11 protein-coding genes and 2 tRNA genes are annotated in these 9,843 nt (G+C 55.1%); all 13 read left to right on the forward strand.

Annotated elements, in window-relative coordinates; genetic code table 11:
• Nucleotides 1–664 precede the first annotated feature (664 nt).
• The 13 genes from OKC28_RS01460 (at nt 665) to OKC28_RS01520 (ending at nt 9,843) form a co-directional block, all read left to right on the forward strand.
• Entirely contained in the window at nt 665–2,221 is a 1,557-nt protein-coding gene (locus OKC28_RS01460) for a cytochrome ubiquinol oxidase subunit I (RefSeq protein ID WP_005313307.1), read from the forward strand.
• Nucleotides 2,222–2,233: 12 nt separating this feature from the next.
• Complete coding sequence (gene cydB, locus OKC28_RS01465) at nt 2,234–3,370, forward strand: cytochrome d ubiquinol oxidase subunit II (RefSeq protein ID WP_005313305.1); 1,137 nt, start codon at nt 2,234–2,236, stop codon at nt 3,368–3,370.
• A 14-nt stretch (nt 3,371–3,384) separates the two neighbouring features.
• On the forward strand, nt 3,385–3,501 hold the full coding sequence (gene cydX, locus OKC28_RS01470; RefSeq protein WP_005313303.1) for a cytochrome bd-I oxidase subunit CydX: 117 nt from the start codon (nt 3,385–3,387) through the stop codon (nt 3,499–3,501).
• A complete protein-coding gene (locus OKC28_RS01475; protein ID WP_005313299.1) occupies nt 3,488–3,799 on the forward strand; it encodes a cyd operon YbgE family protein in 312 nt (103 codons plus the stop codon). The genes cydX and OKC28_RS01475 overlap by 14 nt, the downstream gene beginning before the upstream one ends.
• Before the next feature lie 105 nt (nt 3,800–3,904).
• Nucleotides 3,905–4,312, forward strand: coding sequence for a tol-pal system-associated acyl-CoA thioesterase (gene ybgC, locus OKC28_RS01480; RefSeq protein WP_005313296.1), 408 nt, complete (start codon nt 3,905–3,907; stop codon nt 4,310–4,312).
• Nucleotides 4,302–4,991, forward strand: coding sequence for a protein TolQ (gene tolQ, locus OKC28_RS01485; RefSeq protein WP_005313294.1), 690 nt, complete (start codon nt 4,302–4,304; stop codon nt 4,989–4,991). Before ybgC ends, tolQ begins: the two co-directional genes overlap by 11 nt.
• On the forward strand, nt 4,991–5,437 hold the full coding sequence (gene tolR / locus OKC28_RS01490; RefSeq protein ID WP_005313291.1) for a protein TolR: 447 nt from the start codon (nt 4,991–4,993) through the stop codon (nt 5,435–5,437). Before tolQ ends, tolR begins: the two co-directional genes overlap by 1 nt.
• Before the next feature lie 5 nt (nt 5,438–5,442).
• Nucleotides 5,443–6,606 (forward strand): cell envelope integrity protein TolA, encoded by a 1,164-nt coding sequence (gene tolA, locus OKC28_RS01495; protein WP_219593416.1) that lies wholly within the window; start codon nt 5,443–5,445, stop codon nt 6,604–6,606.
• 94 nt (nt 6,607–6,700) lie between these two features.
• On the forward strand, nt 6,701–8,026 hold the full coding sequence (gene tolB / locus OKC28_RS01500) for a Tol-Pal system beta propeller repeat protein TolB (protein WP_011898362.1): 1,326 nt from the start codon (nt 6,701–6,703) through the stop codon (nt 8,024–8,026).
• 49 nt (nt 8,027–8,075) lie between these two features.
• On the forward strand, nt 8,076–8,600 hold the full coding sequence (pal, locus tag OKC28_RS01505; protein WP_005313284.1) for a peptidoglycan-associated lipoprotein Pal: 525 nt from the start codon (nt 8,076–8,078) through the stop codon (nt 8,598–8,600).
• A gap of 86 nt (nt 8,601–8,686) precedes the next feature.
• Entirely contained in the window at nt 8,687–9,487 is an 801-nt protein-coding gene (gene ybgF, locus OKC28_RS01510) for a tol-pal system protein YbgF (protein ID WP_017412184.1), read from the forward strand.
• Between the two features lie 174 nt (nt 9,488–9,661).
• Nucleotides 9,662–9,737 (forward strand) — tRNA-Lys (locus tag OKC28_RS01515).
• A 30-nt stretch (nt 9,738–9,767) separates the two neighbouring features.
• Nucleotides 9,768–9,843: transfer RNA gene (locus tag OKC28_RS01520), tRNA-Val, on the forward strand.

Consider the following 9,843-nt stretch of genomic DNA (forward strand, 5'->3'; position numbering starts at 1 on the left):
AAATGTTCATCGAATACGTGCCGGGAACCCGGATTGACCGGCCTGTATCCAAGGGGATGCCCTCACTGCGAGGCGCATTGTAGGGGCTCTGTCTGACTCGGACAAACAAGAAAAATTGAGCATGTCAGATTAGATTAACTAATCATTTATCTGGTCTGTTCAATTAGCATGAAAATGCATTTTTACTGGTTTTAAATTGAGTTGGTTGGCAGCGCTGGCAGGCGGGGGAAACATAATGAAATTCACGTTGGAAGTCATTTTTTAACAGAACTGCCACTTATTGATCGAGATAATAAAATTGATTTAAATCAATGATTTGTGATTTTCAGTTTTTTGTGACACAGCTCTCCAAATTAAATGGAATTTAGCGTGAAAATGCCTTTAAAAGGCATGTATTCATGGTGGTTTTACATTGATTTCAATCAAATAAAGGTGATATAAAACACCGGTCATTATGGGCAGGAATAAAGCAAGCTAGATTGTTTTGCAATTGTTAAACATTAGCTTTTTTTGTTCCTCGATATTGCCTTGTTGTTAATGCTGGTAGCAGTCGAAACCGGTCGTCAGTGCAAACTGGAACATGACCGATCATTCGGGGACTTCCAACGGAAGCTTTGTCCTTAAAACTTAAAATAGCCGTGCCAATAATCGGTGAGGAAACATCATGATTGCTGAGCATGTGGTAGACCTATCGCGGTTCCAATTTGCTGCGACGGCCCTTTATCACTTCCTGTTTGTGCCCCTGACGCTCGGAATGGCCTTCATTCTGGCGATCATGGAATCTGTCTATGTGATGACCAACAACACTGTCTACCGGGACATGACCAAGTTCTGGGGCAAGTTGTTTGGTATTAACTTCGCCCTCGGGGTTACCACAGGGCTGACCATGGAGTTTCAGTTCGGTACCAACTGGGCCTACTACTCCCACTATGTCGGTGATATCTTCGGGGCCCCGCTGGCCATCGAAGGGCTGATGGCGTTCTTCCTGGAATCCACCTTTGTCGGCATGTTCTTCTTTGGTTGGGACCGCCTGACCAAGCGTCAGCATCTGGCTGCAACTTGGTTGATGGCGCTGGGAACCAACCTTTCCGCCCTCTGGATCCTGGTTGCCAACGGCTGGATGCAGAACCCGGTCGGTGCCGAGTTCAACTTCGAGTCCATGCGGATGGAGATGGTGAGTTTCGCCGAACTGGTCTTCAACCCGGTCGCTCAGGTCAAGTTCGTCCATACGGTCGCGGCTGGCTACACCACGGGCGCCATGTTCGTGCTGGGCATCTCTTCTTACTACCTGCTGAAGAATCGTGATGTGGCCTTCGCCCGTCGCTCCTTCGCCATCGCAGCGGCCTTCGGTATGGCCTCCATCCTCTCTGTGCTGATCCTGGGTGACGAGTCCGGCTACGAGACAGGTGAAGTGCAGAAGGTGAAGTTGGCGGCCATCGAAGCCGAGTGGGACACAGAACCTGCACCGGCTGCATTTACCCTGTTCGGCATTCCGAATCAGGAAGAGATGCGTACCGATTACGCCATCAAGATCCCCTATGCGCTCGGCATCATTGCTACTCGCTCTCTGGACGGCCAGGTGACCGGCCTCAAGGATCTGAAGAGCGAGCACGAGCTGCGTGTGCGTAACGGCATGAACGCTTACGATCTGCTGACCAAGCTGCAATCCGGCGACAAGTCCGAAGATACCCTGGCACGCTTCGATGAAGTGAAACAGGATCTCGGCTACGGTCTGCTGCTCAAGCGTTACACCAGCAATGTGACAGACGCGACCGACGAACAGATCAAGGCCGCCGTGGATGACTCCATCCCGCAGGTTCTGCCGCTGTTCTTCGCTTTCCGCATCATGGTTGCCTGCGGCATGCTGATGCTGGTACTGATCGGTCTGGCCTTCTATGACAGTGCTCGTCACCGTATCGGTGAGAGAAAGTGGCTGCTCAAAGCCCTGCTGTGGGGTATCCCGCTGCCCTGGATCGCCATCGAGGCGGGCTGGTTTGTCGCCGAGTATGGCCGTCAACCCTGGACCATAGCCGAAGTGCTGCCGACCTCGCTCTCTGCATCCAACGTGCCTGCGTCCGAGATCTGGTTCTCCCTGATCGGGATCTTCCTGTTCTATACCGTACTGCTGATCATCGAGATGTACCTGATGTTCAAGTATGCGCGTCTGGGCCCAAGCAGCCTGAAGACGGGCAAGTACCACTTTGAACAGAGCAAGGTATAAGGAGAGTAACCCATGTTTGATTACGAAATGTTGCGTCTGGTCTGGTGGGTACTGGTTGGCGTCTTGCTGATCGGCTTCGCCATCACCGACGGTTTCGATATGGGGGTGGGCGCACTGCTCCCCTTCGTCGGCAAGAAGGATGTGGAGCGTCGGGTGATGCTCAACACCATGGGCCCGCACTGGGAAGGCAACCAGGTATGGCTTGTCACGGCGGGCGGTGCCCTGTTCGCGGCCTGGCCCATGGTCTATGCGGCGGCCTTCTCGGGCTTCTACATCGCCATGATCCTGACCCTGATGGCGCTCTTCTTCCGTCCGGTCGGTTTCAAGTATCGCTCCCTGCGTGAAGACGCCAAGTGGCGCAGCAACTGGGACTGGGCGCTGTTTATTGGCAGCGCAGTACCCCCCATAGTGTTCGGGGTGGCCTTTGGCAACTTGTTGCAGGGCGTGCCGTTCGAATTCAACCAGTTCATGATGCTGACCTATCACGGCAACTTCTTCGGCCTGCTCAATCCGTTCGGCATTCTGGCCGGTCTGGTGAGTCTGTTCATGCTGGTCACCCAGGGTGCGACCTGGCTGATGATGAAGACCGATGGTGAGGTGCTGGCGCGTTCCCGCACTGCAGCCATGATCTGCTCCCTGCTGACCCTGGTGCTGTTCGGCCTGGCTGGCTGGTGGGTGAGTGGCATGGACGGCTACGTGGTCGTCAAGGCGGCTGCGACCGATGCGGTATCCAATCCCATGAACAAGGAAGTGGTGCGCCAGGCCGGTGCCTGGATGAACAACTACGCCCTCTATCCCTGGATGATAGCCGCGCCGTTACTGGGCCTCTCCATGAGCCTGCTCACTGCGCTGTTTGCCAAGCTGAATAAAGGCTGGGTGGCGTTTACCTGTTCTTCATTGGCGGTTGCCGGCGTGATCCTGACCGCAGGCTTCTCCATGTTCCCGTTCGTGATGCCCTCGAGCCTCGAGCCGTCACTGAGCCTGACCATGTGGGATGCCACCGCATCGTTCAACACCCTGAAGGTGATGACGGTAGCGGCAGCTATCTTGGTACCGATTGTGCTGGCTTATACCATCTGGACCTACGTCAAGATGTTTGGTCGGGTGACCAGCAAGCACATCGAAGACAACCAACAATCGCTCTACTAAGAAGGTGCCCTGATATGTGGTATTTCACCTGGATCCTGGGTCTGTTGCTGGCGTGTTCATTTGGCATCATCAATGCGCTCTGGCTGGAACACAGCGAGAACATGGATCGTCAGATCGATGAAGACAAGTGATCGGCTCGCCCGGTTGGCCGCTCCTCTGGAGCGCCAACCCTGGCAGGGGTTGATGTTGGTAGCGGCGGCCCTGTTGGCCGTCGCTATTTTACAGGCCCCCAACCTGGTGGCCGCCAACACCAGTGAGCATGGGCTGTTGCTCGCTCCCTGGTTGATGTGGGCGGTCTGTTGCGGCGTCATGCACGGGCTGGGATTCCATCCCCGCAGCCTCATTGGCCGAGTGTTGTTTTGCCCCTGGCTCGCCTTGCCCAGTTTGTTGTATGGGCTCTGGTTGACCCAAGGCTATTTCCTTTCATAAAAAACGGGGGGAGGCAGGATTTCCCTGTCTCCCCCTGCTTCTTTCCTATTCAGCCCTGCGCTATGATAGCCCCCCATCTGACTGTCGAATGGATCACAGATTTTTATGGGGGAAGTCTCTGAGTTTCCGGTACGTGTCTACTACGAAGACACTGACGCCGGGGGCATCGTCTACAACGCCAATTATCTCAAGTTTATGGAACGTGCTCGCACCGAGTTTCTGCGCAGCGGCGGCATCGAACAGGATGTCTTGCTGCAAGCCGGATTCGCGTTTGTGGTGAGTCGAACAGAGATCGATTTCCGCTCGGCGGCCCGTTTTAATGAATTGTTGACCGTAATAACGCAAGTGACTGAAGTGAAACGTGCATCCATGCGCTTCTCACAGCAGATCCTGGCGGCTGATGGACGACTGATCACCCAGGCCATGGTACAGATAGCCTGTGTCAGTCATCCGCATATGAAACCTGTTGCAATACCAGAAAATGTGAAGGGAGTGCTGTTAAGTGCACGCTGAAATTTCGTTTATTGGCCTGTTTTGGCAAGCCAGCCTGTTGGTAAAACTGGTCATGATGACCCTGATGGGGATGTCGGTTGTCTCCTGGGCGCTGATCTTTCAACGCTCCAAGGTCATCAAGGCGGCCAATCTGGCATCCGAGCAGTTTGAAGACCGTTTCTGGTCCGGGGTCGATCTCAACCGCCTCTATCAGGAGTCTTCCTCCCGCCGCGATGATATCGAAGGCATGGAAGATATCTTCTATTCCGGCTTCAAGGAGTATGCTCGCCTGCTCAAGGCGGGCGCCCGTGGCCAGGATGCGGTGATGGATGGTACCTATCGTGCCATGCGGGTATCGCTTTCCCGCGCGGTGGACGAGCTGGAATCCAACCTGCCAGTGCTGGCAACCGTCGGCTCCATCAGCCCCTATATCGGTCTGTTTGGTACCGTATGGGGCATCATGAACGCCTTTATCGCCCTGGGCCAGGTGCAGCAGGCTACCTTGCAGATGGTGGCACCGGGTATCGCGGAAGCGCTGATCGCGACCGCCATGGGCCTGTTTGCCGCTATTCCTGCGGTTATTTTCTATAACCGGTTTACCAACAAGGTAGAGAAGCTGGAGAACGCCTACGCCAACTTCATGGACGAGTTCACCACCATACTGAACCGTCAAATTGCACAGCAGCAGGGTGATCAGTAATGCAAACCTATCAGCGGATCCGGCGCAAGAAGGTGTGCGAGATCAACGTGGTTCCCTATATCGACGTCATGCTGGTGCTGCTTATCATCTTCATGGCGGTGACGCCGGTGATCACGCAAGGGGTCAAGGTTGACCTGCCGCAGGCAGAATCCGAGCAGTTGCCGGAAGATGCCAAGCCCCCCTTCATTGTCAGCGTCAATACCGAAGGCGAGTACGTCATCAAGGCCGGTGAGGCCGACGATGAGCCGGTGCCTGCCGGGACGCCCGAGGCGATGCAGCAATACATCACCGAAAAGGCCATGGGCTATCTGGCCATCAACCAGAACGCCCCCGTCGTGGTGGCGGGTGACAAGTCCGTGCGCTACGAAGAGGTGATACTGCTGATGGTGGCCCTCAAGAATGCGGGCGTGCCTCAGGTTGGCCTGATGACAGATCCGGTGAACTGACGGAGATGGATGTGAAGCGTGGTATTTCCGGTTATCTCATCGCGTCGCTGCTGCTGCACCTGATCGTCGGCATCATTTTGCTGGTCGGGGTCGACTTCAGCAAACCGAAGCGGCCAGAGTCCAAGGGGCAGATCATCAATGCCGTCATGCTTGACGAGAACTTCCTCAACGAACAGGCCAAGCAGATCCAGCAGCAGAAGTCTCAGCCCAAGCCCCAGAAGGTAGAGAAAGAGCAGGATAAGGAAGACACGGACCTCGCCAAGCGTGAGCTGGCCCAGCAGCAGGAGCGGCTGCGTATCGCCGAGACCAAGCGCAAGGAAGCCGAAGAGGCGACCCGCAAGGCCGAGGCTGAGAAGCAGAAAAAAGTCGCCGAGCAGAAGCTGGCGGAAGAGAAGGCGCAGAAAGCCGAGGAAACCCGCAAGCTGGAAGAGCAGAAAACCAAGCAAGCCGAGGCTGAACGCAAGGCGGCAGAAGCCGAGAGCAAGGCGCTGGCGCTGAAGAAGAAAAAGGAACAAGAGAAGAAAGAGGCCGAGGAGAAGCAAGCCAAGGCTGAGGCTGCCAAGAAAGCAGAAGCCGACAAGAAGGCCAAGCAGGAAGCCGAGCAGAAAGCCAAGGCCGAAGCGGACAAGAAAGCCAAAGCAGAGGCCGAGAAAAAGGCCAAGGCGGAAGCGGACAAGAAAGCCAAGGAGGCCAAGGAAGAAGCTGCCAAGAAGGCAAAAGCTGACGCAGAGAAGAAAGCCAAGGCTGAAGCCGACAAGCAGGCCAAGATAGCGGCCGAGCGCAAGCGTAAAGCAGCCGAGCAAGCCAAGTTGCAAAAAGAGATGGAAGACATGATGCAGCAGCAGCTGGCGGCTGAGGCCAATGCTCGCAGTCAGGCTGCATCGGCAGCAGCGCAAGGTGAGGTCGACAAATATGCGGCTCTCATCAAGGCCACTGTTGAGCGTTATATGATTTTGGACCCCACCATGCGGGGCAAAACATGTACTATCGGCGTACGGCTTGCCAGCACTGGTTTTGTCATCTCGGTAGATAACGGCCAGGGTGACCCGGCAGTATGTCGTTCCGGCAAAGCGGCAGTATTGAAGGCCAATCAACTGCCGGTACCGAAGGATCCTGCGGCTTTCGAGATGTTGAAGGAATTCAATCTCAAGTTGGAACCGAACATCTAGGCATGAGAAAACGGGGTCATATACTGTGGTTGGCAGCGTCTTGCTGAGAATGGAATGTAACCTCTCATTTTTATTGGAACCGAGTATTTAAGCCATGATAAGAAAAGTGTTTTTTGCTTTGGTTGGCTGCTTGTTGCTGAGCCAGAGTGCTCAGGCGGCCTTGGACATCGTCATCACTGGCGGTATCGACAGTGCGCGACCCATTGCCATTGCACCCTTCAAGTGGGAAGGCAATGGCCAGTTGCCGCAGGATATCGCGGAAGTGGTCTCCAACGACCTGATGCGCAGTGGCAAGTTCAAACCGCTGGCCCGTGGCCAGATGCCGCAAACCCCTAGCTCAAGTGGCGAGATCAACTTCGCACCCTGGGCGTCCCAGGGGGTTGAGGCAGTCGTGGTCGGTTCCATTGCTGCCGTCGGCGACGGTACTTACAAGATCAACTTCGAGCTGGTCGACGTACTGAAGGGCCAGCTGGCCAAGACTCAGGGCGGGGAGAGCAACGGTTACATTCTGGACAGCCGGATGGCGACCATACCGGGTGCCCAGATGCGCCAATTTGCTCACCGTATCTCCGACATCGTCTATGAGCGTCTGACGGGCGAACGTGGTGCCTTCCTGACCCGGATTGCCTATGTCTCGATCGAGCAGGGGGCCCAGTTCCCGTATCAGCTGCGTATCTCCGATTACGACGGCTACAACGAGAAGACGCTGCTGCGCTCCCGCGAGCCGCTGATGTCACCGGCCTGGTCGCCGGACGGCAGCAAGCTGGCTTACGTGAGTTTCGAGAACCAGAAGTCTGAAATCTATGTGCAGGACATCTACAACCAGCAGCGTAGCCTGATCTCCAGTTTCCGCGGTATCAACGGGGCGCCAAAGTGGTCTCCAGATGGTCGTCGATTGGCTATTGTGCTGTCCAAAGATGGTCAGCCTGATATCTATGTCATTGATGTTGCAAGCAAGCAGCTGACAAGGGTGACAAATACCCGGGTGATCGATACTGAACCGGCCTGGATGCCTGACGGGCAAACTTTGATTTTCACCTCTGAACGTGGTGGCAAACCCCAGATTTATAGCGTAAATTTGGCGACTGGCGTCACTCGCCGGATGACCTGGGAAGGAGAATCCAACCAGGGTGCCTCTGTCACGCCGGACGGCAAGTCCATGGTGATGGTGACCCGGGTTCAGGGACAATATCGCATCGCTCGTCAAGATATGGAAAGCGGAGCAATGTTGGTATTGACCCAGAGTGCTCTGGATGAGTCGCCAAGTGTGGCTCCCAATGGCAGCATGATCATTTATGCCACCATCTATCAAGGTCGCAAGAGCCTGGCGTTGGTATCGACCGATGGTCGTTTCAAGGCGGTCCTTCCGACCAGTAGCGGTGAAATTCGTGCACCAGCTTGGTCGCCCTTCTTGAATTGATAAAAATTCGATTGTTTTTTGTTTTGTTATAAAGGTTTAAGGAAATAGCATGCAACTCAATAAACTGCTCAAGGGTTTGGCCATCGCACTGCCACTGTTCACCCTGGCCGCTTGTAGCTCCTCTTCTGATTCTGACGCCGCTGGCGCCGAGTCAGGTATGACCGACGGCATGGGCGGTGTACAAACCGGTGGCGCCAACGGTATGTTGTCCCCGGAAGAGCAGATGCGTCAGAAGTTTGAAGCACTGCAACGTGACAACGTGATCTACTTCCCGTTTGATGGTTATGACATTCAGGGTCAGTACGCCGACCTGCTGGATGCACACGCCAGCTACCTGCGTGAGCGTCCGTCCGTCAAGGTGTTGATCGAAGGCCACGCCGATGAGCGCGGTACTCCGGAATACAACATCGCGCTGGGCGAGCGTCGTGCCAAGGCTGTTGCCAAGTATCTGCAAACCCTGGGTGTGCAGGCTGAGCAGCTCTCCATCGTCAGCTATGGCGAAGAGAAGCCGCTGGATCTGTCTCACACCGAGGATGCCTTTGCCAAAAACCGCCGTGCGGTTCTGGTTTACTAAGGTTTGATCCGAATTTAATTCGTATATAAGCAAGCGGCCATTTCGATGGCCGTTTTATTTGCACTAAACGCTAAGGTTTATTCCGAATGAAGCTCGTGTATAAGCAAGCGACTATTGTGATGGCCGTCTTATTTGCACTGAGTGCTCAGGCGGCTGCGCCTGTGAGCGACCTCAGTGGCAATGGCGGTGGTGGCGTGGCCCTCAGCGGCAACAATGGCGCCATCATGCCCACAGGCAGCCTGGAAGACAGGGTTGCTTTGCTGGAACGCACCCTCAATGCCCGTCTGCGTCTGCAGGCCGAATTGCAGCAACAGGTGGATTCCCTGCAAGGGGAGGTCTCTGAACTGCGTGGCCAGCTGGAGCAGCAAACCTACCAGATGGAACAGTCGCAAGAGCGTCAGCGTCAGCTCTATCAAGAGCTGGACAAGGTGGCCAACAGCAAGCCTGCTGCTGCCCCCGCCACGCCTGCGGCCGGTGCGAGTGCAGCCCCTGCGGCAAACTACTCTGCCAATCTGGATGAAAACCAGGCCTACGATGCGGCCGTGAACATGGTGCTCAAGGACAAGAACTACGACAAGGCCATTCCCGCCTTCGAAGGGTTCATCAAGCAGTACCCGAGTTCGAGCTATGTGCCGAATGCCCACTACTGGCTCGGTCAACTGCTGTTCAACAAGGGGGACAGGACCGGTGCCGCGGCGCAGTTCTCCACGGTAGCGAACAAGTTCAGCAAGTCTCCCAAGCGGGCCGATGCCCTGCTGAAACTGGGTATGCTGGCACAACTCGATGGCAAGAAAGCGGAAGCCAAAACCTTCTATGAGCAGGTGATCAAGGGCTATCCCAATACCTCGCCAGCCCAATTGGCCAAGCAGAGTCTGAGCAAGTTGTAACATTGCCGTAGGTCACTGTTTTCGTAACAATCTTGTAAATACGGCCCTGCTTTGTATGCGCAGTGAACAAACAGATTTAATTTAAGAATTTTCTATTGCGCCAGGATGATAAATCCGTAATATAGGCCGCCGTCAGAGCCGGAGCAGTATTGCAGCCGGTCCTGGTCGTGGTGAGGGTCGTTAGCTCAGTCGGTAGAGCAGTTGACTTTTAATCAATTGGTCGCTGGTTCGAATCCAGCACGACCCACCATTTCTCCACTAAGTGGAGACAGAATTCCCAGGTCGTTTAGCTCAGCTGGGAGAGCACCTCCCTTACAAGGAGGGGGTCACTGGTTCGATCCCAGTAACGACCACCA

The organism is Aeromonas sp. D3, assembly GCF_027705025.1.
GTDB lineage: Bacteria > Pseudomonadota > Gammaproteobacteria > Enterobacterales > Aeromonadaceae > Aeromonas > Aeromonas salmonicida.

Coding starts and splice junctions, on each gene's coding strand:
- OKC28_RS01460 (WP_005313307.1), top strand. CDS start 665: ATGATTGCTGAGCATGTGGTAGACCTATCGCGGTTCCAATTTGCTGCG.
- cydB (WP_005313305.1), top strand. CDS start 2,234: ATGTTTGATTACGAAATGTTGCGTCTGGTCTGGTGGGTACTGGTTGGC.
- cydX (WP_005313303.1), top strand. CDS start 3,385: ATGTGGTATTTCACCTGGATCCTGGGTCTGTTGCTGGCGTGTTCATTT.
- OKC28_RS01475 (WP_005313299.1), top strand. CDS start 3,488: ATGAAGACAAGTGATCGGCTCGCCCGGTTGGCCGCTCCTCTGGAGCGC.
- ybgC (WP_005313296.1), top strand. CDS start 3,905: ATGGGGGAAGTCTCTGAGTTTCCGGTACGTGTCTACTACGAAGACACT.
- tolR (WP_005313291.1), top strand. CDS start 4,991: ATGCAAACCTATCAGCGGATCCGGCGCAAGAAGGTGTGCGAGATCAAC.
- tolA (WP_219593416.1), top strand. CDS start 5,443: ATGGATGTGAAGCGTGGTATTTCCGGTTATCTCATCGCGTCGCTGCTG.
- tolB (WP_011898362.1), top strand. CDS start 6,701: ATGATAAGAAAAGTGTTTTTTGCTTTGGTTGGCTGCTTGTTGCTGAGC.
- pal (WP_005313284.1), top strand. CDS start 8,076: ATGCAACTCAATAAACTGCTCAAGGGTTTGGCCATCGCACTGCCACTG.
- ybgF (WP_017412184.1), top strand. CDS start 8,687: ATGAAGCTCGTGTATAAGCAAGCGACTATTGTGATGGCCGTCTTATTT.